This window comes from Bradyrhizobium sp. I1.14.4, assembly GCF_050435825.1.
GTDB lineage: Bacteria > Pseudomonadota > Alphaproteobacteria > Rhizobiales > Xanthobacteraceae > Bradyrhizobium.
On the sequence record NZ_JBNDLA010000021.1, the window covers coordinates 1 to 21,073 of the forward strand.

General features: G+C 64.3%; 24 protein-coding genes and 1 tRNA gene. 12 read left to right on the top strand and 13 right to left on the bottom strand.

Annotation, left to right across the window (positions count from 1 at the left end; translation table 11 throughout):
- Nucleotides 1-107: 107 nt before the first annotated feature.
- The 5 genes from ABIB78_RS29630 to ABIB78_RS29650 form a co-directional block, all read right to left on the bottom strand.
- Nucleotides 108-689: a c-type cytochrome gene (locus ABIB78_RS29630; protein WP_429030944.1), complete on the bottom strand. Its 582-nt coding sequence runs from the start codon at nt 687-689 to the stop codon at nt 108-110.
- Nucleotides 690-872: 183 nt separating this feature from the next.
- A complete protein-coding gene (locus ABIB78_RS29635) occupies nt 873-2,150 on the bottom strand; it encodes a PQQ-dependent sugar dehydrogenase (protein ID WP_429030947.1) in 1,278 nt (425 codons plus the stop codon).
- A gap of 268 nt (nt 2,151-2,418) precedes the next feature.
- Nucleotides 2,419-3,051: a DUF2865 domain-containing protein gene (locus ABIB78_RS29640; protein ID WP_429030950.1), complete on the bottom strand. Its 633-nt coding sequence runs from the start codon at nt 3,049-3,051 to the stop codon at nt 2,419-2,421.
- Nucleotides 3,052-3,325: 274 nt separating this feature from the next.
- A tRNA-Gly gene (locus ABIB78_RS29645) sits at nt 3,326-3,400 on the bottom strand.
- A gap of 160 nt (nt 3,401-3,560) precedes the next feature.
- Nucleotides 3,561-4,016 (bottom strand): SRPBCC family protein, encoded by a 456-nt coding sequence (locus ABIB78_RS29650; RefSeq protein ID WP_429030952.1) that lies wholly within the window; start codon nt 4,014-4,016, stop codon nt 3,561-3,563.
- 210 nt (nt 4,017-4,226) lie between these two features.
- Between ABIB78_RS29650 and trxA the strand changes: the two genes are divergently transcribed.
- Together trxA and ABIB78_RS29660 are read left to right on the top strand one after the other, a co-directional pair.
- Nucleotides 4,227-5,147: a thioredoxin gene (gene trxA, locus ABIB78_RS29655; protein ID WP_429030954.1), complete on the top strand. Its 921-nt coding sequence runs from the start codon at nt 4,227-4,229 to the stop codon at nt 5,145-5,147.
- Between the two features lie 30 nt (nt 5,148-5,177).
- Nucleotides 5,178-5,852, top strand: a complete 675-nt coding sequence (locus ABIB78_RS29660) for an LON peptidase substrate-binding domain-containing protein (RefSeq protein ID WP_429030955.1) — start codon at nt 5,178-5,180, stop codon at nt 5,850-5,852.
- Between the two features lie 87 nt (nt 5,853-5,939).
- Here the strand turns inward: ABIB78_RS29660 and ABIB78_RS29665 are convergent, their stop codons facing one another.
- The 6 genes from ABIB78_RS29665 to ABIB78_RS29690 form a co-directional block, all read right to left on the bottom strand.
- On the bottom strand, nt 5,940-6,494 hold the full coding sequence (locus tag ABIB78_RS29665; RefSeq protein ID WP_429030957.1) for a cytochrome b/b6 domain-containing protein: 555 nt from the start codon (nt 6,492-6,494) through the stop codon (nt 5,940-5,942).
- 10 nt (nt 6,495-6,504) lie between these two features.
- The gene (locus tag ABIB78_RS29670) at nt 6,505-6,789 is read right to left on the bottom strand and encodes a PepSY domain-containing protein (protein WP_429030959.1); all 285 of its coding nucleotides are present in this window, start codon (nt 6,787-6,789) and stop codon (nt 6,505-6,507) included.
- A gap of 224 nt (nt 6,790-7,013) precedes the next feature.
- Nucleotides 7,014-9,548 (bottom strand): bifunctional diguanylate cyclase/phosphodiesterase, encoded by a 2,535-nt coding sequence (locus ABIB78_RS29675; protein ID WP_429030961.1) that lies wholly within the window; start codon nt 9,546-9,548, stop codon nt 7,014-7,016.
- 162 nt (nt 9,549-9,710) lie between these two features.
- Nucleotides 9,711-10,133: a PaaI family thioesterase gene (locus ABIB78_RS29680; RefSeq protein WP_429030963.1), complete on the bottom strand. Its 423-nt coding sequence runs from the start codon at nt 10,131-10,133 to the stop codon at nt 9,711-9,713.
- Nucleotides 10,130-10,936: a crotonase/enoyl-CoA hydratase family protein gene (locus ABIB78_RS29685; protein ID WP_429030965.1), complete on the bottom strand. Its 807-nt coding sequence runs from the start codon at nt 10,934-10,936 to the stop codon at nt 10,130-10,132. The genes ABIB78_RS29680 and ABIB78_RS29685 overlap by 4 nt, the downstream gene beginning before the upstream one ends.
- 11 nt (nt 10,937-10,947) lie before the next feature.
- Complete coding sequence (locus tag ABIB78_RS29690) at nt 10,948-11,298, bottom strand: hypothetical protein (RefSeq protein WP_429030966.1); 351 nt, start codon at nt 11,296-11,298, stop codon at nt 10,948-10,950.
- 100 nt (nt 11,299-11,398) lie between these two features.
- On the opposite strand from ABIB78_RS29690, the gene ABIB78_RS29695 reads away from it, so the two are divergent.
- Both ABIB78_RS29695 and ABIB78_RS29700 read left to right on the top strand, forming a co-directional pair.
- The gene (locus ABIB78_RS29695) at nt 11,399-11,935 is read left to right on the top strand and encodes a TetR/AcrR family transcriptional regulator (RefSeq protein WP_429030968.1); all 537 of its coding nucleotides are present in this window, start codon (nt 11,399-11,401) and stop codon (nt 11,933-11,935) included.
- Between the two features lie 46 nt (nt 11,936-11,981).
- A complete protein-coding gene (locus tag ABIB78_RS29700) occupies nt 11,982-12,179 on the top strand; it encodes a Trm112 family protein (RefSeq protein WP_018269337.1) in 198 nt (65 codons plus the stop codon).
- 87 nt (nt 12,180-12,266) lie between these two features.
- Here ABIB78_RS29700 and ABIB78_RS29705 read toward each other — a convergent pair whose 3' ends face one another.
- Nucleotides 12,267-13,487, bottom strand: a complete 1,221-nt coding sequence (locus tag ABIB78_RS29705; protein WP_429030970.1) for a ubiquinone biosynthesis hydroxylase — start codon at nt 13,485-13,487, stop codon at nt 12,267-12,269.
- Between the two features lie 186 nt (nt 13,488-13,673).
- Between ABIB78_RS29705 and tesB the strand changes: the two genes are divergently transcribed.
- Nucleotides 13,674-14,534, top strand: a complete 861-nt coding sequence (tesB, locus tag ABIB78_RS29710) for an acyl-CoA thioesterase II (protein ID WP_429030973.1) — start codon at nt 13,674-13,676, stop codon at nt 14,532-14,534.
- A 4-nt stretch (nt 14,535-14,538) separates the two neighbouring features.
- Here tesB and ABIB78_RS29715 read toward each other — a convergent pair whose 3' ends face one another.
- Nucleotides 14,539-15,429: a DUF4339 domain-containing protein gene (locus ABIB78_RS29715; RefSeq protein ID WP_429030975.1), complete on the bottom strand. Its 891-nt coding sequence runs from the start codon at nt 15,427-15,429 to the stop codon at nt 14,539-14,541.
- Between the two features lie 308 nt (nt 15,430-15,737).
- On the opposite strand from ABIB78_RS29715, the gene ABIB78_RS29720 reads away from it, so the two are divergent.
- From ABIB78_RS29720 to ABIB78_RS29750, 7 genes are all read left to right on the top strand, one after another.
- The gene (locus ABIB78_RS29720) at nt 15,738-16,076 is read left to right on the top strand and encodes a P-II family nitrogen regulator (protein WP_028335836.1); all 339 of its coding nucleotides are present in this window, start codon (nt 15,738-15,740) and stop codon (nt 16,074-16,076) included.
- A 121-nt stretch (nt 16,077-16,197) separates the two neighbouring features.
- The gene (locus ABIB78_RS29725; RefSeq protein ID WP_429030976.1) at nt 16,198-17,517 is read left to right on the top strand and encodes an ammonium transporter; all 1,320 of its coding nucleotides are present in this window, start codon (nt 16,198-16,200) and stop codon (nt 17,515-17,517) included.
- Between the two features lie 80 nt (nt 17,518-17,597).
- Nucleotides 17,598-17,912, top strand: coding sequence for an ArsR/SmtB family transcription factor (locus ABIB78_RS29730; RefSeq protein ID WP_429030978.1), 315 nt, complete (start codon nt 17,598-17,600; stop codon nt 17,910-17,912).
- Nucleotides 17,909-18,262, top strand: coding sequence for an SRPBCC family protein (locus ABIB78_RS29735; protein ID WP_429030980.1), 354 nt, complete (start codon nt 17,909-17,911; stop codon nt 18,260-18,262). The genes ABIB78_RS29730 and ABIB78_RS29735 overlap by 4 nt, the downstream gene beginning before the upstream one ends.
- 38 nt (nt 18,263-18,300) lie before the next feature.
- Nucleotides 18,301-18,903 (top strand): ATP-dependent Clp protease proteolytic subunit, encoded by a 603-nt coding sequence (locus ABIB78_RS29740; RefSeq protein WP_429030983.1) that lies wholly within the window; start codon nt 18,301-18,303, stop codon nt 18,901-18,903.
- A gap of 320 nt (nt 18,904-19,223) precedes the next feature.
- Nucleotides 19,224-19,562, top strand: a complete 339-nt coding sequence (locus ABIB78_RS29745) for a P-II family nitrogen regulator (protein ID WP_029080945.1) — start codon at nt 19,224-19,226, stop codon at nt 19,560-19,562.
- 39 nt (nt 19,563-19,601) lie between these two features.
- A complete protein-coding gene (locus ABIB78_RS29750; RefSeq protein WP_429030985.1) occupies nt 19,602-21,050 on the top strand; it encodes an ammonium transporter in 1,449 nt (482 codons plus the stop codon).
- Nucleotides 21,051-21,073: the final 23 nt, after the last annotated feature.

Genomic DNA, 21,073 nt, shown 5'->3' on the forward strand with positions numbered 1-21,073 from the left:
CGGACATATGGATGCAAGCGATCCGATCTACTCAAAAAGCTCTTGTGCCACGGGGGCCGTCCACATATGGGTCCCTGCTTTCGCAGGGACGACGACCTTCTTTGTGGCTACAAATGCGCCAGATAATGCGCGAGCGCGGTGATCTCCTCGTCGCTCAGCGGATAGGCGACGTCGGCCATTGCGGCCTGCGCCCCGCCGGAGCGGACGCCCGACTTGTAGTCGTGCAGCGCCTTGACGAGATATTCCTCGCGCTGGCCGGCGATGCGGGCCACCGCCTTGGTGCCGGCAAAGCCGTCGCCGTGGCATGAGGCGCAGCGGCGGCCGGCCGCGGCCTGCTTGCCCTTCTCGGACAATTCCGGATTGTCGTCCTTGCCGCCCTTGAACGGCGTCAGCGAGGCGAAATAGGCGCCGAGATTGCGGATGTCGTCGTTGTCGAGCTGCTCGACGATCGGCTGCATCTGCTCGTTCTTGCGCGCGCCGGCGCGGAAGAACACCAGCTGCCATTGAATGAACTGGTCGAGCTGGCCGGCCAGCGAGGGAATGTTCTCGGTCTGCGAGAGGCCATTGTCGCCGTGGCAACCGGCGCAGATTTCGGCCTTCGCCTTGCCCGCGGCGACGTCGGCGGCCTGGGCAAGGGAGGTCATCGCCAGCGCCGACGCGAACAGCATTCCGAATGACAAAAGGCGCATTGAAAGTTTTCTCCGCGTGTCATTGCCGGGCTCGACCCGGCAATCCATCTGGCTTGAAAAAGGGTTTCTTGATTTGGATGGATGCCCGGATCAAGTCCGGGCATGACGAGGTGGTTCCGCGGCCGATCACAACAGAGGCTGCGGCCGCCTCGTGGCCACCGCAGCCTCTTGAGCCTTCAACCGTTACTTCTTGCTGTAGCTGATGCGATAGATCGCACCGGCCCAGTCGTCGGCGACGAGGATCGAGCCATCCTTGTCGAGCAGGATATCGGCGGGACGGCCGAGATAGCCCTGGTCACCCTCGATCCAGCCGGAGGCGAAGATTTCCTGCTTGGCATTCTTGCCGTCGGGGCTCGCGGTGATCCGCACGATGCGGCCACCCTGGTATTTGTGCCGGTTCCAGGAGCCGTGCTCGGCGATCAGGATGCTGTTCTTGTACTCGGCCGGGAATTGGCTGCCGGTATAGAACTTCATGCCGAGCGGAGCCACGTGCGCACCGAGATTGTACACCGGCGGGGTGAACTCCGAGCACTTGTGACCCATCGCGAACTTGGTGTCCGGCAGATTGCCCTGGTGGCAGTAGGGATAGCCGAAGTGCTCACCGATCTTCGAGATCATGTTGAGCTTGTCGCTCGGCAGATCGTCGCTGATCCAGTCGCGGGCATTTTCGGTGAACCAGTACTTGCCGGTGCGCGGATCGACGTCGCCGCCGACCGAGTTGCGCACGCCGAGCGCATAGATTTCCGCGTTGCCGGTCTTGGGATCGACGCGGCGGATCTGCGACACTGAGGTCGGCGGGATGCCGATGTTGAAGGGCGGGCCGAACGGAACGTAGAACCAGCCATCCTTGTCGACGGCGATGTATTTCCAGCCATGCGCCGCATAGGACGGCATGTCGTCATACACCACCTTGCCGCTGCCGAGATTGTCGAGATTGGCTTCGGCATTGTCGTACTTGATCAGCTTGTCGACTGCGATGACGTAGAGCGCGCCGTCGCGGAACGCGAGGCCGGTCGGCATGTTGAGGCCCTTCAGGATGGTCTTGACCTCTTTCTTGCCGTTGTTGTCCTTGATCGCATAGACGTTGCCGAGGCCGAACGAGCCGACGAACAGCGTGCCCTTGTCGCCCCAGGCCATCTGCCGCGCGGCGAGCACGTTCGAGGCATAGACCTCGATCTTGAAGCCCGGCGGCAGCTTGATCTTCTTCATCATCGCGGCGAGTTCGGCGTCGGACGCGCCGGTCGGCGGACCGGACGGCGGGGCTAAGCCCTTCTGCGCTTCGGTCTCGTCGCCGAGGAACCAGTCATCCGGCGGATGGGTCCAGAATTCCTTGGTCCCGGATTCGTATTTCTTCAGCGCACGGTTCTTGTCTGTTTGTTGCTGCGCATTGGCGAAGGTTGTCCCCGCCAGCAGCGCAATCGCCGCGAACGCAAGTATTGATCGATTGAAAGCCGACTTCATCGCGTCACTCCCCTATGCAAGCCGTTGCAGCTTGCCTGTTATTGATTTTGAACGCCCTGAGAGATGATGGTGGCGGTCTGTGAGGCAGGTCAGACGGCAAAATGGTAGCACATCCATCGACGCTGAAAAGCGCATGCGCGGGTGTGCGCTGCGTCAAAACAAGTTGAGACGAGATTTGAGACGAAATTTTCCTGCGAGGACTGCCTGAGAATAAGGCATTCTGCACCGCAACGTAATATTCGAATGAAGCTAACGCTCGCGATCGCTGCTATCGCGACGAGAGGCGCGCGAGACCGAGCGCTTGCGCCTTGGCCTTCGGCAGCGGCCTGAACAATACGCTGCGCCTCTGCCCGCTGGAGATCGCCGCGATCTTGAAGCCGTCATCGGCGGCGATGATGTCGCCGGTCCGAAGCGTCATGTCGTCCTCGATCGCTATCGGCGACAGGCCGGTCGATGTGCCGGCGCTGCACGAGCATTGCGGCACGATCTCGCGCTGGAAGCGGAATGCATTTGCAAGCGTCTTGTAGGTCTCGCCCTGCTCGGTTCTGGCGCCGTCGATATCGGAGCCGGAATACAGTTTCACCTCGGCGGCCGGGCAGGCCGCCTCGCATGTCCTGATATCCGCCGCCTCGCTCATGCGCGGCAGCGGAAAGAAACGGCCGTCGCAGGTCCTGACGCAGAAATTCTGCCGGCCGCCCCGTTCCAATCGCGTCGTGATGTAGACCCGAAGCCGCGGCCGTTGCGCGGGCTCAAAGCCAGGTGCCTGCTCAAAGCCGGGCATGGGAAAAAGGCTGGGCGCCGGCGCATATGCCGAGTCGCTCGGCAATTGCTGCGCCGATGCCGGCGAACCTGCCCAATTGCCGACGAGCACGACCAGCGCTGCAACGCATGCGCGAGCCAAGCGGCGGTTCAACCCGGGATCTGGCGTCCAGCTGATCGACATCATTCACGTGCTTGCCGCAACGAATGGCGCGCGGCAGCCATTTCGAGGCCGACACAACCATAGATTTCTATCAGTTTTGAGAATGCACCGTTTGACGATTAACAAAACCGGAAACGGCCATCGCCGGACGCGGCATCTTGACCCCGGGATCGCGGCACGGCCGGAACAGCAAAAAAGCCCGCACCAATGGGCGGGCCTTCATCAGACTGTCAGCTCGGTCAGCGAGATGTTTTGGAGCGGGCGAAGGGGCTCGAACCCTCGACCCCGACCTTGGCAAGGTCGTGCTCTACCACTGAGCTACACCCGCATCCGAAATGGCGGCGATCACTCGCCGGCAACGGCAGAGCTATGCCAAAAGCTGTCTGTGAATGCAACACAAGAGCGCGGTCCGAACCTCACGAAATCGCGCGGTTTCCTTAAAAATCGACCTCGAATCGACCGAAATCGACCCGTCCGCCGATTTCTTTTTACCGTTCCGCCGGAACTGGCCTCAGAGCCATCTCGTCCCGGAGCGATTCGAGCCAGGTCTCGAACCAGCCGGCCAGCGTCTGCGCCAGTTCGGCGCGGCGGGCAGCATCGCAATCAAACACCGCCGACCATTCGATAAAGGCCCGGTCGCCGTCGACCACCGGCGTCACCCGCAGCGTGGCGCTGAAATCCGTCACCGGCAGGGTCGGGGTGTCGGCAAATTCGTAGGTCTGGAAACGGTCCACATCGGACTGCGCGAGCAGCCGCTGCCGGATCCGACGCTCCCGGTACAGCACGTTGCGCACGGCGCCGATGGTGTCGCCGGATTTGCCGTCCTCGATCTCGCTTGTCCCCGCACCATGGACCCAGACCGGGTAGTTGTTGAAATCGCGGACGATTTTCCAGACCTCGCCGGCCGGCTGCTCGAACACGGTGCTGTAATAGGCTTTTGCCATTGGCGGTCCCCCTGTTGCCATCAAGGATCGCCCATGATCGGCCGTTCCGGGGCCTGAACCCACCCGATCTCTGATGGAACAAGGCCGGACGGCAAGCGATTGAATTTTGCTGGCTGACCGCCATTTAGCCTGACAGAACGGCTGAACGTGCCGTGCCGGGCGTGCTAGAACGCCCCCGGATTTCCGACCTCAGAAGCAGGCGAGGACAACGTGACGATAATGGAGCAGGGCGGCCCCACGCCCCAGGCAGCGCCCGATCTGATCAAGGAGACGACGACCCAGACCTTCGTCAAGGACGTCATCGAGGAATCACGCCGTCAGCCGGTGATGATCGACTTCTGGGCGCCGTGGTGCGGTCCCTGCCGACAGCTCACGCCGATGCTGGAGAAGGCGGTCAATAATGCCAAAGGCCGGGTCAAGCTGGTCAAGATGAACATCGACGAGCATCCGCAGATCCCCGGTCAGATGGGCATACAGTCGATCCCGGCTGTGATCGCGTTCGTTAACGGCCAGCCCGCCGATGGCTTCATGGGCGCGGTGCCGGAGAGCCAGATCAACGCCTTTATCGAGAAGATCACCAAGGGCGTGCCGGCCCCCGGCGAGCCCAATCTCGCGGAGATCCTGGCCGAGGCTGACGCCGTGCTTGCCGAGGGCGATGCCGAAGCGGCTGCGCAGATCTATGCCGACGTGCTGGCGCACGACGCCACCAACATCGCGGCGCTCGCCGGCCTCGCCAAATGCTACGTTACCTCGGGTGCGGTCGAGCAGGCCAAGCAGACGCTCGCGATGGTTCCGGAATCCAAGCGCAACGACGCCGCGGTGAAGGCGGTGCAGGCGGCGATCGATCTCGCCGAACAGGCGCAGTCGGTCGGTCCGATCGCGGAGCTGGAACAGAAAGTCGCCGCAAACCCGCTCGATCATCAGGCTCGGTTCGATCTCGCGACCGCGCTCAATGCGATGAACAAGCGCGTCGAGGCGACCGAGCAGCTGCTCGCGATCGTCAAGCGTGATCGCAAGTGGAATGACGACGGCGCGCGCAAGCAGCTGGTGCAGTTCTTCGAGGCGTGGGGCGGCACCGATGAGGCAACCGTCGAGGGGCGCAAGCGGTTGTCGACCATCCTGTTCTCGTAAAGCACGCCCGTCACAGCAGCGGGACCGCAGATGCCGATCAATGCCGAATATCGCGGGCCCGGCGAGCTCCCCGAGGTCATCCCGGTGTTCCCGCTACCGGGGGCGCTGCTGCTGCCGCGCGGCCAGATGCCGCTCAACATCTTCGAGCCGCGCTATCTTGCGATGATCGACGACGCGTTGCGCGACGGTCACCGCCTGATCGGCATGATCCAGCCCGACGTGGCGCATTCGCAAAAAGAGGCGAAGCCGGTGCTGTTCCGCGTCGGCTGCGTCGGCCGCATCACCCAGCTCGCCGAATCCGGCGACGGCCGCTACATCCTCGAACTGACCGGCGTCGCACGCTTCAAGGTGGTCGAAGAGCTTGCCGTGCAGACGCCATACCGGCAGTGCAAGGTCGACTTCTTCTCCTTCGCCGGCGACTTCACCGCGCGCAAGGGCGAGGAGGCCGTCGACCGCAAGGCGCTGCTCGAAGTGCTCGCCGATTTCCTCGACGCCAACAATCTGAAGGTCGACTGGGAGGGCATCGAATCCGCGCCCAACGAGGCGCTGGTCAATGCGCTGGCGATGATGTCGCCTTATGGTCCGGCCGAAAAGCAGGCAATGCTCGAAGCGCCCGACCTGAAGACCCGCGCCGAAATCCTGATCGCGGTCACCGAGATGGACCTCGCCAAGAAACGCACCTCGGGCGACCCGCCGGTGCAGTAGGCCTGATTCGGAAAGTGTGAAGCGGTTTTCCCTCGCGACAAACGCAGAGCATTTGCGCGGAGATCGTGCCAAAGAAGAAGCCACTTGTCACCGCTTGCGAAGCTGCTTGCGTCCGGTGAACATCGCGCGCACCAGGTTTTGACGCTGCAGCAATCCCACCACGATGACGCCGAGCACGTGCAGCCCGACCAGGATGATGACCCCATCCGAAGCGTAGGCGTGGGTGTCCTCGACCCACCAGACGCCGAAGAAGGTCACGGTGACTTCCATTGCACCTGTGACCGCCGAGACCGCGAGCATCAGCAGCAGCGCCACCAGCATTGCGGTTCCCGCGGGATTGAGCCCGATATAGTGCCCGGTGACGCCGCGGCGGAGATTCCAGATGTAGCGCGGCGCGGCGCGCAGACGGACGCCGAGCCTGCCGAAACGCGCATAGCGCGTTCCGGCAAAGCCCCAGATCAGCCGGAACGCCAGCAGGGCGATCACGGCATAGCCCGCCAGCCGGTGCAGCCGGTCATGGACGCTGGGCGTCACCCAGGCGACCAGGACGAGGATGGCGAGCGCCCAGTGCCAGAGCCGCAGCGGCAGGTCCCAGACCTGCACGGTGGTTGCGCCGCGGGCGCCAGGCGCCGCCTCCGTCATCGCGCCCGCTTCACTTCGCGATCGTGTGCTTCAGGCTAAGGTCCTCCGGGCTGTAGAACAGCTCGTAGAGCTTGCCTTCCTTGACGCCGTACACCTCGTAGCAGGAGCCCTCGACCTTCGACCGGCGCACCTCGTAGCCGGCAGCCTTGGCCTTGGCTTCGGCATCGCTTGCCGGCTTCCACGACGCCTTGTCGAGCTTGGTGCAATTCTTGTAGCCGTCGGCGAACGCCGCCGATCCCAAATGCCCCAGAACGCACGCTGCAAGCAGCGCAGTCAAAATCACTCTCACGCGCATCTCCCCCCTCCGTTTCCGATCACGCCCTTAGCGCCATCGCGCCGAGCACATGCGTGAACAAAACTGAGGTGATTGCCAAGTCAAGGAAGCGCGTTTATGGCCATGCTTTAGAGGAATTCTAACGGTCGCGAAAACCGCTTTGGTCTCCATGCGCAATTTGGTTCTCACTGCCTGCTGCGGCCTTACGCCTCACACGTGTCCGATCGGCTGACGCGCGCCCGCGGTCAGGAAGCGGCACCCGCCAATGCGCGACGGACCGCTGGGCGTTGCGGGCTTGCCATAGTCCGCCCACCGATCATCTGTGCGACCTTCTCGCTCTGGACTGCGGGGCTGAAGTGGAAGCCCTGCACTTCCACGCAGGCGTCGGCGCGGAGGATGTCGAGCTGCTCCTTCGTTTCAACGCCTTCGGCCGTCGTCGTCTTGCCGAGGCTGACGGCGAAGCGAACGATCGCGCGCGCGATCCTGCGCGACTCGTCCGTTGCTCCGGAGAGTTCGGACACGAAGCTGCGGTCGATCTTGACCTTGTCGAATGGAAACTTCTGCAGGAAGCTCAGCGACGAATAACCGGTGCCGAAATCGTCGAGCGCGATCCGCACCCCGAGATCGTGCAGCTGGCTGAGGGCCGCGAACACCGCCTCGCTGTCCTGGATGATGGCCGTCTCGGTGACTTCGAGCTCGAGCCTGTCAGGCGAAACGCCCGACCTCGCCAGCGCGTGCACGATCACCGAGACCAATTCCGGGCTCCTGAACTGCACCGGCGACAGATTGACCGCGATCTTGAGGTCATCAGGCCATTTGGCGGCCTCGGCACAGGCGGTGCGCATCACCCACTCCCCGAGCGGCACGATCAGGCCGGTCTCTTCCGCCAGCGGAATGAACTGCGCCGGGGACACCATGCCGCGTTGCGGGTGAAGCCACCGCAACAGCGCCTCGAAGCCACAGGTCTCGCCGCTCGCGACGTTGATGAACGGCTGATAGTGCAGCTCGAACTCGCCGTTGGCGAGCGCGCTGCGCATGTCGCGCTCGAGGCTGCGCCGGGCCTGCAGCAGCCGATCGAGCTCGGGCTCGAAGAAACGGAACGAGCCACGCCCGCAGCTCTTGGCCGAGTAGAGCGCAAGATCGGCACTGCGCAGGATCTCGTCGGAATCGGTACCGTCGCGCGGGGCGATCGCAATGCCGATGCTGGTCGTGGTGGTCACCCGATGATCGCCGAGATCGATCGGCTCGCTGAGCGCCTTCCTGATCTTCTCGGCGAGCAAACCCGCTTCCGGGACCGGATCGCTGACATAGTCGATCACCGCGAACTCGTCGCCGCCCAGCCGCGCGATCAGCGTGGTTTCGCTGACGCATCTGCGCAACCGCGCGGCCACCGACTTCAGCAGCGCGTCGCCCGCCGGATGCCCGAGCGTGTCGTTGACGTCCTTGAAGCGATCGAGATCGAGCATCAGCACTGCAAGGCTCGGTCCGCCGCACCGGCTGCCGGAGAGCGCGTCCTCCATCCGATCCTTGAGCAGCACGCGATTCGGCAGATCGGTCAGCGCGTCGTGCTGCGCCATATGGGTGATCTTGGCCTCGGAGCGCCGCTGCTCGGTGACGTCGCGATGCGTCGCCACCCAGCCGCCACCGGGCATCGGCTGCCGGGTCACGCAGATCAGCCGGCCGTCGGCAAGCTCGTCGACCCGGCTGCTGATCTCGCCGGCCGGCAGCGCATTCAATGTCGCGAGCACCTGCGTCGCCGCACTGTCGCTGGTCTCGCCCTTGAGGATGCCGTTGGCGATCCGATGCCTGATGATCTCGCGATGGGACGTGCCGGGCATCAGCAATTCGGGCGGCAGCCGGTACATCTTGGCATAGCGATCATTGCAAACGACGAGGCGCTTCTCCGCATCGAACATGCAGAGACCCTCGCCCATGTGGTTGATCGCGGTATCCAGCCGGAACCTCTGTTCCTCCAGCTCCTTCTGCGACACCTCGACCTGCTGCCGCGCCAGCGAAAGCTGGCTGATGATCTCCTCGAAGCGGCGGGTGCGCAGCGCCAACCGGCGATCCGCGAGCACGCCAACCAGGCTCATCCCGAGCACCGAGAGCGCCACGCCCGCGATCACGATGGCAAGGAAGGCAGGAGACAGCGACAGCGCCGCCGGAGCCTGCAACGGGTCCGGCACGATCTCGACCGCGCCCATTGCGGTGAAATGATGCGAGACGATCGCAAGCGTCAGCAACAGTGCTGCGACGAGGGACATCCAGCGATCCTGATGGCGGACCGCGATCGAAAGCGCGGCGTATCCGAACAGCATGCCGAGCACGACGGACGCCACCACGAGGTCGAGCGACCACACCACGTGGCCCGGCACTTCCAGCGCCCACATTCCGAGATAGTGCATGCTGGCGATGCCGGCTCCGATCACCGCGCCGCCGACCGGCGCACGCCAGCGGCTGGGGTCGCTGGCGGCAAGGCCGAGGCCGCCGGATGTCAGCATCATCGCCGCGGCAAGCGACAGCGCGGTCAGGACGATACCGTAGCCGGTCGGCACGCCCGGCTCGTAGGCGAGCATGGCGATGAAATGCGTTGCCCAGATCCCGTAACCGATCGCGGCTCCCGCGATCGCAATCCAGATCAGCCGCGTCCTCGCCTGCGAAGCGATCGCGCGATGGAAGATGTTGACGGCAACAATGCTGGCGACGAAGCAGACCAGTCCGGCGAGCAGAACCAGCCGCCAGTCATGCTCACCTGAAAGACACGTCAAAACACGAAACATGCGCCGGTCCATGGTTGCCCGTTCGGACAAGCTAGGCCGATTGAATGGTATTCTCGATAATTTTCTGCAACTTTTGGTCGCATGGTTATCCGCGCGTAAGCCGATTCCGCACGGAAATTGATGGCCCCATAAATATCGCAGCCATGCGGCCCTCCGGGCAGTTCAGCCTGCGAGCGGAACGAGCACGGTTTCACCGGTTGCGACCAGCGACATCTCGCCCTGCTCGTTCTCCGCAAGCAGTTCCGCGCGCGCAAAAACCTGCCGGCGCCCGACGCGCAGTGTGCTGCCTTTGGCGATGAAGCAGCGGCCCACCGCGGGCTTCAGGCAATTCATCGAGAAATGCGATGCAGTGACGGAGCCGGCGAGCGACGCCGCGGCAAAGCCGCAGGCGGTGTCGAGCAGGGCCGCGATCAAGCCGGCGTGCAGATGTCCCGCATATTGGGTGAGATCGTCGCGCCAGCGCATGCGCAGCTCCACTTGGCCAGCACCGGCAGAGACCACCTCGAAGCCGGCGAGCCGGTTGAAGGCCGCTGATGCATTGGTCGCAACAAGACGCTCCAGATCGAATCCCGGGCCAGCGGTCATGCAAAACTCCATCGCGGCAGTCGTCGCTCGAGATTCGCCCTGACGGCCTCGATGTGATTAGCCGTGCCGAGCAGGTTCTTTTGTTCGGCCGTTTCGGCTGCGAGCCCGGTCGCCGCATCGCAGTCGGCTGCAAGATTGAGCAGCCGCTTGGCGGCGCGGATTGCATCGGGGCTGCGATCAGCGATCGCGCGCGCCGTCTGTAGCGCAGCGACACGCGGGTCTTCGACGATCCGGGTCGCGAAGCCGTAACCAAGCGCCTCCTCCGCGGAGAAGACGCGCGCGGTGTAGGTCAATTCGCGGACCACGTCTTCGCGCGCGAGATGGCGCATCAGCTGCGTGCCGGCCATGTCGGGCACCAGCCCCCATCTGGCTTCGATGATGGCAAGTCGCGTGGCCGGCGCGAGATATCTGATGTCGGCACCGAGCATCAGCTGGAAGCCGCCGCCGAACGCGATGCCGTGGACGGCGGCGATCACCGGCACCGGCAGCTTGCGCCAGAGCCACACCAGATGCTGAGCGAAGTTGGCGATACCGTGGGTGCGCTGGCCGAGATCGACGAAAGGCAGGATGGACTCGCCTTCCGTCGTCGCGACCAGGCGCTCGATGTCGAGGCCGGCGCAAAAGGCCTGGCCTTCGCCCGACAGCACCACGGCGCGGAGCTTTGGGTCGTCCGCGAGCTGCGCGCCGATTTCGGCGATCGCGGTAAACATCGCCGGATCGAGTGCGTTCAGCTTGTCCGGACGGTTGAGCCGGACGTCGGCCACGCCATTGGCGATGCTCAGGCTGATGCGATCGGTCGTCATGGCTGCGTTCGCTAATAGCCGGCGGCGGCGAGCGCCACGACTGCGCTCATCGACATCCAGCCGAAATGACGGAAGCGGGTCGCCAGCGCGTTGGCAAGCGCGGCGAAGCCGAAAACCACTGCGAGCGTCGCCACGATCCAGTGCCGCGCCGGGTCGGAGGCCATCGCGGGAGCGGCGGCCAGCAACACACCGCCGCCGATCCAGGCGACCGTGCCGGCCTGGTAGACCAGGCGAAGCAAGAGGCGCAGCCGCGGTGGTTCGATGGTGGCGCGTGCGAATATCTTGGTCTCGCCGAGAACGCCATGGATCAGGCTGACCAGGATGGCGATGATTCCGGCGCCTTGCAGCAGAAGATCACGCATCGCAACGTCTCCATACAGTACTGTATGGATACGGGATATGGCATCGACCGCTGGCGCCTGTCAATACACTTGTGTATGGTCGCGGCGCGGACGGGGAACCATGACGGAACCGCTCTCAGCCAAGGACTGGCTCGATCAGGGCCTGAAGACGCTGGCGCGGCGCGGCTACACGGCGCTCAAGGCCGAGCCACTGGCCAAGGCCATGGGCGTCTCGCGCGGCAGCTTCTACTGGCATTTCGCCGACATCGGCGCCTACCGCAGCGCGATCCTCAACCATTGGCGTGATGTCGCCGCCGAGCAGGTGATTGCCGAGCTCGAGACGATCCCGAAAGGCGACGAGGCGCTGGCGCTGCTGCTGCGCGGGGCCTTCTCGGCGCGACTGGCGCTGGAACGCGCGGTGCGCAGCTGGGCCACCGCCGATGCCGCGGCGCGCGCTGCGGTGCTCGAAGTCGACCAGCGCCGGATCGGCTATATCGAGACCCTGCTCCGGCAAGCTGGATTCGGTGACGACGTGGCGCGCGGCCGCGCGCAGATCTTCTATTGGGCATTCGTCGGCTACGCACTGTCCGAGCAGGCGCTGCCGAAGCCGCGTCAGCAGGCCGCAATCGACGAGCTGCTGCGGATCGCCAAGCGCTGACAGCGCATATTTGGATGTGGTACATGACGAGTAGCCGGAGACCGCAATGAATTCGACGACCGACCATCTCGAAAGCACCGCCGACCCAAAACTGCTCGAAATCCTGGTGTGCCCGATCACCAAGGGACCGCTGGAATTCGACGCCGCGCGGCAGGAGCTGATCTCGCGGTCCGCAAAACTCGCCTATCCGATCCGCGACGGCATCCCGATCATGCTGCCGGAAGAAGCGAGGAAGATCGATTGAGAGCTGTAGCCCGGATGGAGCGAAAGCGAAATCCGGGAAAGTCTCACCGCGACTATACTAGTCCCGGGCTACGGCGCCACGACAGGCTTACAGCGCCTCGCCCTTCAACAGCCGCGGCACCTCGCCTGACAGTCCCGCCGCCTGGCGGATGAACATGCTCTTCAGCGGAGGCGCGCGATCGACGAGGCCCAATCCGATATCGCGCACGGTGCGCAGCAGTGTCGATTCGTTGGAGAACAGGAAGTTGAGCGAGTTGGTGGCAACACCCATCGCCATCGTGTCGAAGCGGCGCCAGCGCTGATAGCGCTCGAGCACGTCGGCCTGTCCGAGGTCCATGCCGAGCCGCGCCGCATCGACCACGACCTCGGCCAGCGCGGCGACATCCCTCAGGCCCATATTAAGCCCCTGCCCCGCGATCGGATGGATCACATGCGCGGCGTCGCCGATCAATGCGAGGCGTTCGGCGATGAACGAACGCGCGACGAAATAGCCGAGCGGAAACGCGCGCGGCTTGTCGAGCGGCTTGATCTCGCCGAGATGCAAACCAAAACGCTGCTCGAGCTCGGCGTGGAATTCCGCTTCGCTCAGCGCGGTGATGCGCGCGGCGTTCTTGCGCGTCTCGGTCCACACCAGCGAGGAGCGATTGCCGGTCAGCGGCAGGATCGCGAACGGACCTGCGGGCAGGAAATGCTCCTCGGCGCGGCCGTGATGCTCGCGCTCATGCCCGACCGTGACCACGATGCCGGATTGATCATAGTCCCAGCCGTGGGTCGCAATCCCGGCACGCTCACGCAGCTTCGACCGCGCGCCGTCGGCGGCCACCAGAAGGCTGGCATCGACATCCGTGCCGTCGGCAAGCCGCACGCTGACGCCGTCGGGGCGCGACTCGAAGCTCGACACCGCGGTGGCGCGCAGCTCGACGCCCTCGGCCTCGGCGCGCGCCGCCAGCGCATCGATCAGATAGCGATTCTCGACCATATGGGCGAACGGCTCGCTGGGCGCGACGTTGCCGGCGAAGGTCAGGAACACTGGACGCGTGGCGTCCTCCAGCTTGGAATCGGTCACGACCATGTCCGTGATCGGCTGCGCCGTCGGCGCCACCTGCCCCCAGACGCCGAGGGTCTCGAACAGCCGCCGGCAGGCCGCCACGATCGCGGTCGCACGCGGATCGCGGCTCGGACGCTGGCTGAGCGCCGGATCGGCCACGATGACCGGGATGTCCGGTCCAAGCCCCTGGCGCAACGCCACGGCCAGCGCCAACCCTGCAAATGCGCCCCCGCAGATCACAATACTTCGCTGTGCCGGCATGCCCGTCCCTTGCGCTTTACGCTCTCAGACTGTGCTTGCTACCTGATAATAGCTGGGCGAAACAGGGGACAGAAACAAGCCCAGCAGTCATTCCGGGGCACGCGGTGAACCCGGGATCTTGAGATTCCGGGTTCGATGCGAGCGCATCGCCCCGGAAGGACGGGTTTAACCAACCGGAAGCCACCGATGTCCAAGAGCCTGATCGACCTGTTGTCCATCCTCGATCTCGAGCAGCTCGAGGTGAATCTGTTCCGCGGCAACAGCCCGAAGACGAGCTGGCAGCGCGTGTTCGGCGGCCAGGTGATCGGCCAGGCGATGGTCGCGGCCTGCCGCACCGTCGAGGGCCGCCTGCCGCATTCGATCCATTGCTATTTCATCTTGCCCGGCGACCCCCAGATCCCGATCATCTACCAGGTCGAGCGGCTGCGCGACGGCAAGAGCTACACCACTCGCCGCGTCACTGCGATCCAGCACGGCAACGCGATCTTCTCCATCATGGTGTCGTTCCATTCCGATGAGGAGAGCAACTTCGATCATCAGGAGAAGATGCCCGACGTGCCGCCGCCGGAGAAGCTGACCGCGGAGGAAGTGTCGAAGCAGCCGATGTTCAAGGAGATGCCGGACTTCATCCGCCGCTACTACGAGAGCGACCGGCCGATCGAGCTGCGCCCGGTCGAGCTCGGCCGCTATTTCGGCCAGCAGATCGACGATGGCCGCATCCATGTCTGGATCCGTACCGCGGCCAAGCTGCCCGACGATCCGGCGCTGCATCTGTGCGCGCTGGCCTACGCGTCGGATTTCTCGCTGCTCGACGCGGTGATGGCGCGCTACGGCCGTACGCTATTTGACAGGCGCATGATGCCGGCGAGCCTCGATCACGCGATGTGGTTTCACCGCCCGTTCCGCGCCGACGAATGGCTGCTTTACGCGCAGGATTCGCCGAGCGCGCAGTCGGGCCGCGGTCTGACCCGCGGCCTGATCTTCAAGCCCGACGGCACGCTGGTGGCGTCCGTCGCGCAAGAAGGTTCGGTCCGCGAGCGCAAGTAGCCGCTCAGCTTCCCGCGTAGGCGCCGCGCTCGGTCAGCGCGAATTGCGAGATGAACCAGTTGCCGTACCAGCGCAGCACCCACGGGATCGGGATCAGGAAGGCGCAGCCGATCGAGAACACGATGGTTCGCCAGAGCACCTCGAGCCCCGATGCATTGAAGGTGACCTCGCGGCGCGTGCCTTCGACGTTGCGGCAGATCCAGCGCATCCATGCGGTCAGCACCCAGGCCCAGCCGATGATGGTGATGGCCGCAATCACCATCAGCACGTACCAGCCGACATAGACGGCCGGGCTGCCCTTGAACGAGATCGGCAGGTCCTGGCCGCTCGAGCTGAGACAGCCGAAGATCCAGCGAACGATCATCCAGCTCAGGAAGCCCTGCAGCAGCAGCGAGAGCAGCGTGACGATGTTGCTGTTGGCCGCGCCGGCGTAGGTCAGAAGACCGAGCACGATGAAGACGTACCAGATGTCGAGCGGCTGCCCGGTGAAGGCGAGATGCGGCCGGCCCGGCACGCGGATGTAAGGGATAGCAAAGCGATACAGGCTGGTCGCCGTCCACGGCGCCGGGATGACGAAAATCTGGCCAATGAACATCAGCAGGCTGCGTCCGAACAGGCCCCAGATCGGGAAATCGGCCGACAGCGCGCCTCCGCTATAGCTTCCGGATGCCGTCACGGGCGGCGGTCCGCCGGCCTGCGGGAACGCCGGCGGCGCGCCGGCGCTCGGCACAAGGCCTGGAATCTCCCCGGCCTTCTGCCAGCCGGCCATGCCCTCGGTCCACACCAGGGTATCGGCCCCCACCATGCCCCGGGTGATCAGGTCGCGGAGCTGGGCTTCAGGCAGGGGGCCCTTTTGCTGGCCTTCGGATGCATAAAACCAGTTTCGGTTCGACATTTCTTGTTTCCTCAGGCGCGCGCGTGTGGACACGCGGTAGGCGAAACGAGCCAGCAGGACCGCCGGCCGGGTGGGAAAGCCACATTGTGGCCGAGCGTTTCCATTCCGTACAGTGACGGCGCTCACGCGCTGCGCATGTTTTCCGCTTCAACCTGCAACTTTTTTGTGCCATTTGCCCAGAAAGCTGCCAGATTTGGCGGGCGCGAAACACTGGCTCGAGATGGCAAATTGTCGCTTCGGGAGGCGGCAAGTGCCGCCCCCGGGGACCGGTGCACACGGAAAACCTCAAGGGAATGAAGGCCTGAACCATGAAACTCGTCGTCGCGATCATCAAACCGTTCAAGCTCGATGAGGTACGCCAGGCGCTGACTGCGATCGGCGTTCACGGCATGACCGTGACCGAGGTGAAGGGCTATGGCCGCCAGAAGGGCCACACCGAGATCTATCGCGGCGCCGAATATGTCGTGAACTTCCTGCCCAAGCTCAGGATCGAGATCGCCGTCGATACCGAGCTCGCCGACAAGGCGGTCAGCGTCATCACCGAGCACGCCCGCACCGGCCAGATCGGCGACGGCAAGATCTTCGTGACGCCGATCGACCACGCTCTGCGCATCCGCACCGGCGAGACCGACAACGACGCGCTCTGAGCCTTGGAGCATGATCCGGAAGGATCACGCTCCAACCAAAAGATCGAGATCGTCGCCGGCAACGACGCCGGCGCACGCCAAAACCACACACCAAGAAACCACGACACGCCGGGGAATGATGATGGGGGCACGAGCTCTTCGTGCAGCGATATCAGCTGCGCCGATCACTGCTGCAATCCTGTTGGCGTGGGACACGCCGGCGTTCGCGCAAGATTCGACGGCCAACTCCGGCATCAACGCCGCCGACACCGCCTGGATGATCGTCGCGACCGCGCTGGTGCTGATGATGACGATCCCGGGGCTCGCCCTGTTCTACTCCGGCATGGTGCGCAAGAAGAACGTGCTGGCGACGATGGCGCAGAGCCTCACGGCCGTTGCGATCATCTCGATCCTCTGGGTCGCCTTCGGCTATTCGCTGACCTTCGTCGGCGACGGTCCATGGCTCGGCTCGCTCGACCGCTGGTTCTTGGCCGGCATCACGATGGACAGCGTCAATCCGGCGGCAAAGACCATCCCCGAAGCGCTGTTCATGCTGTACCAGATGACGTTTGCGATCATCACGGTGGCGCTGGTCGCAGGCTCGGTCGCCGACCGCATGCGGTTCTCCGCCTATGTGCTGTTCTCGATCGGCTGGTTCATCTTCGCCTATGTGCCGCTGGCGCATTGGGTGTGGGGCGGCGGCTTCCTCGCCTCGATGGGCGTGCTGGATTTCGCGGGCGGTCTCGTCGTGCACCTGTCCGCTGGAATCAGCGGTCTGGTCGCGGCGAAGGTGATGGGCAACCGGCACGGCTATGGCAACGAGAATCTGTCGCCGTTCGATCTGTCGCTGGCCGTGGTCGGCACCGGGCTACTCTGGGTCGGCTGGTTCGGCTTCAATGGCGGCTCCGCGCTTGCAGCCAATTCGCGTGCGGTGATGGCGATCACCGCCACTCATCTTGCGGCCTGCGCCGGCGCGCTGACCTGGGGCGCGATCGAATGGGCGACGCGCCGCAAGCCGTCGGTGCTCGGCATGATCTCGGGCGCGGTCGCAGGGCTCGGCACCATCACCCCGGCATCCGGCTTCGTCGCGCCGTGGCACGGCGTCGTCATCGGCGTCATCGCCGGCCTGGTCTGCTTCTGGGCCTGTACCTGGCTGAAGCATCGCTTCCAATATGACGATTCGCTCGACGTGTTCGGGGTGCACGGCATCGGCGGCCTGACCGGCACGCTGCTCGCCGGCATCTTCGCTGTCACCGCGATCGGCGGCACGTCCGGCCTGCTCGAGGGCAATCCGAAGCAGCTCCTGATCCAGCTCTACGGGGTCGTGGCCACGCTGGTCTGGTGCGGCGGCGTCACCTTCGTGCTGCTCAAGCTGGTCAGCGCCTTCGTGCCTCTCCGGGTCTCGATGCAGCAGGAGCTCGAGGGCTTGGATATCTCGCAGCATGGCGAGGCGTTGCAGTAAGACATCCGGCGCCCGGTCCCTTTTGAAGGTCCCGCCAGTTCAGGCTTGCAGAACACATAAGCACGTGCTTATGTGTTACCATGGTCGACACCGATATCTTCAAGGCGCTGGCCGATCCGACCCGCCGCAAGGTCTTCGAGAAGCTGGCCGACGGCAGCCTGAACGCCAGCGCCTTGCGCGCCGGACTTGAGATCAGCCAGCCGGCGATGTCGCAGCATCTTGCGGTGCTCCGCGCGGCAGGGCTGGTGCGCGAGCAGCGGCAGGGCCGCTTCGTGAACTATGAAGTCGACCCGGACGGGATCGCCAGCATCGGGACCTGGCTTGCCCGCTACCGCGCCTATTGGCCGAAGCGCATCGAAGCGCTCTCCGACCTCCTGAAGGACATGGATCAATGAGCGATACAGTCGAGCCTGACACAGACGCAGCTCTGGTGATCGAATACGACCTCGACGCACCGCCCGAGAAAGTATGGCGCGCCGTGACCATTCCAGCCCTGCGCGAACGCTGGCTTCCGGGTTCCGATCTCGCGGGTGCTGAACCCCTATCATCGATCGCAGGCGAAGAGGTGCGCTACCGGCTCCGCGATTCCGAGCCGCCATTTCGCGAAAGCCACGTCACCTTCCGGATCGAGCCGAACGAGGCCGGCGGCACCCGGTTTCGCATCATTCAGGAGGCCTGCGACGACCGCGAAAGGCGGCCGCGCGCAGCCAACAGCAATGGCCGCTGCCTGATGCGCGCGGCCTGATCACAAGCTTCATCATCTACTGACATGGGAGGTCGCCGATGCGCGACATGATGCAACTCGTCCCTGTTGTCGTCGAGCAGTCGGCGCGCGGCGAACGGTCCTTCGACATCTATTCCCGGCTCCTGCGCGAACGCATCATCTTCCTGAACGGCGAGGTCAATGATGCGATGTCCGGACTGGTCTGCGCCCAGCTTCTGTTCCTCGAGGCCGACAACCCGAACAAGCCGATCAACCTCTACATCAACTCGTATGGCGGCGTGGTCACCAGCGGCCTTGCGATGTACGACACCATGCAGTTCATCAAGGCGCCGGTGCATACGCTGTGCATGGGTACCGCGCGTTCCATGGGATCGTTCCTGCTGATGGCCGGCGAACCCGGTCACCGCGCGGCGCTGCCGAACGCCAGCCTCCACGTGCACCAGCCGCTCGGCGGCTTCCAGGGTCAGGCGTCCGATATCCTGATCCATGCCACCGAGATGCAGGCGACCAAGCGGCGCATCATCCGGCTTTATGCGCAGCATTGCGGGCGCTCCGAAGCCGATGTGGAACGAACGCTGGACCGCGATCACTTCATGTCGGCGGAGCAGGCGCTCGATTGGGGACTGATCGACAAGGTTTTTGCAGCCCGGGATGCCGCCTAGCTAACGGCCTGGCAATACCTTATTCAAATACCTATCGCTGCCCCGCCGCTGAGCAGAATTGTGTCCAGACCCTGACCTGCATACGAATTAGACAGGTCTGATCATATTTTAGGCGCGACGGAATGGCGCAGGAGCGCCGTTCTCCCGCAAAGCGGGAAAACATCCGGATTCATAATCCATTAGCGAAGTCCGGCCGACTGGCACGGCATTTGATTCTAAGGGTCCCGGCTGTGCCCGCGTAGTGGATGTCCTCCGCGTGGTGAACCTCAGTCGAAACTCCCGGCGTCCGTTTGCGCCGGGCCCAAGCGGGGATAGGACTCATGAAAATTGTTATGGCGATCATTAAGCCATTCAAGCTGGAAGAGGTCCGTGACGCCCTGACCGCCATTGGCGTTCACGGTCTCACGGTGACGGAAGTCAAGGGGTACGGCCGTCAGAAGGGCCACACGGAAATCTATCGCGGCGCCGAATATGCGGTGAGCTTCCTGCCCAAGATCAAGATCGAGGTCGCAGTCGCCTCCGATCAGGTCGACAAGACCATCGACGCCATCACCTCCGCCGCCAAGACCGGACAGATCGGCGACGGCAAGATCTTCGTCATCAGCCTCGAGCACGCCGTGCGTATCCGCACCGGCGAGGCCGATGCCGCGGCCCTCTGATTTCGCGCTCAAACCTTAAGACCTCAGGAGTAAAATAACATGACGTTCAAGCGTCCCTATGGCGCGGGACTGGCGGCCCTTGCAGTCGGCCTCTTCGCCGCGACCGCCGCCTACGCTGAGCCAACCGTCAACAAGGGCGACAACGCCTGGATGCTGACATCGACGGTGCTGGTGCTTTTGATGACCATCCCGGGCCTCGCGCTGTTTTATGGCGGTCTCGTCCGCTCCAAGAACATGCTCTCGGTGCTGGCGCAGGTGTTCTACACCGTCTGCCTGGTCACCGTGCTCTGGGCCCTCTACGGCTACAGCCTCGCCTTCACCGGCGGCTCCGACTTCATCGGCGGCTTCTCCAAGGCCTTCCTGATGGGCGTCACGCCGGACTCGAAAGCGGCGACCTTCTCGGTCGATGCCAACATCTCGGAACTCATCTATATGTGCTTCCAGATGACCTTCGCGGCGATCACGCCGGCCCTCATCGTCGGCGCCTTCGCCGAACGCATGAAGTTCGCGGCGATCGCGCTGTTCATCCCGCTCTGGGTGACGCTGATCTACTTCCCGATCGCGCACATGGTCTGGTACTGGCCGGGCCCGGACGCGATCCAGGATGCCGCCAAGGCGCTTGCCGCTGCGGCTGACGGCGCGGCCAAGACCGCGGCGCAGGCCAAGCTCGACGAGATCAACGCCGACGCCGGCTGGATCTTCAAGAAGGGTGCGATCGACTTCGCCGGCGGCACCGTCGTGCACATCAACGCGGGCATCGCCGGTCTGGTCGGCGCGCTGCTGATCGGCAAGCGTACCGGCTACGGCAAGGATCTGATGGCTCCGCACTCGCTGACCATGACCATGATCGGCGCCTCGCTGCTCTGGGTCGGCTGGTTCGGCTTCAACGCCGGTTCGAACCTCGAAGCCAATGGCGGCGCTGCGCTCGCCATGACCAACTCCTTCGTGGCCACGGCCGCGGCGGCGCTGGCCTGGATGTTCGCGGAATGGATCATCAAGGGCCATCCCTCGCTGCTCGGCGCGCTCTCGGGCGCGGTCGCGGGCCTCGTCGCGGTGACGCCGGCGGCCGGCTATGCCGGTCCGATGGGCGCCATCGTGCTCGGCCTCGTAGTCGGCGTGGTCTGCCTGTTCTTCTGCACGGTCGTGAAGAACGCGCTCGGCTATGACGACTCGCTCGATGTGTTCGGCGTCCACTGCGTCGGCGGCATCATTGGCGCGCTCGGCACCGGCATCCTGGTCAACCCGGCGCTCGGCGGCGCAGGGATCATCGACTACACCGCGATCCCGCCGAAGGTCGCCGATTACGACTTCACGGCGCAGATGATCTCGCAGCTTTGGGGCGTCTGCACCACGCTGGTGTGGTCGGGCGTCGGTTCGGCGATCCTCTACAAGATCGTCGACGTGATCGTCGGCCTGCGCGCCAACGTCGAGACCGAGCGTGAAGGCCTCGACATCACCGAGCACACGGAGCGCGCCTACAACATGTAAGAGTTCTCCCGGGGCGCGACCTC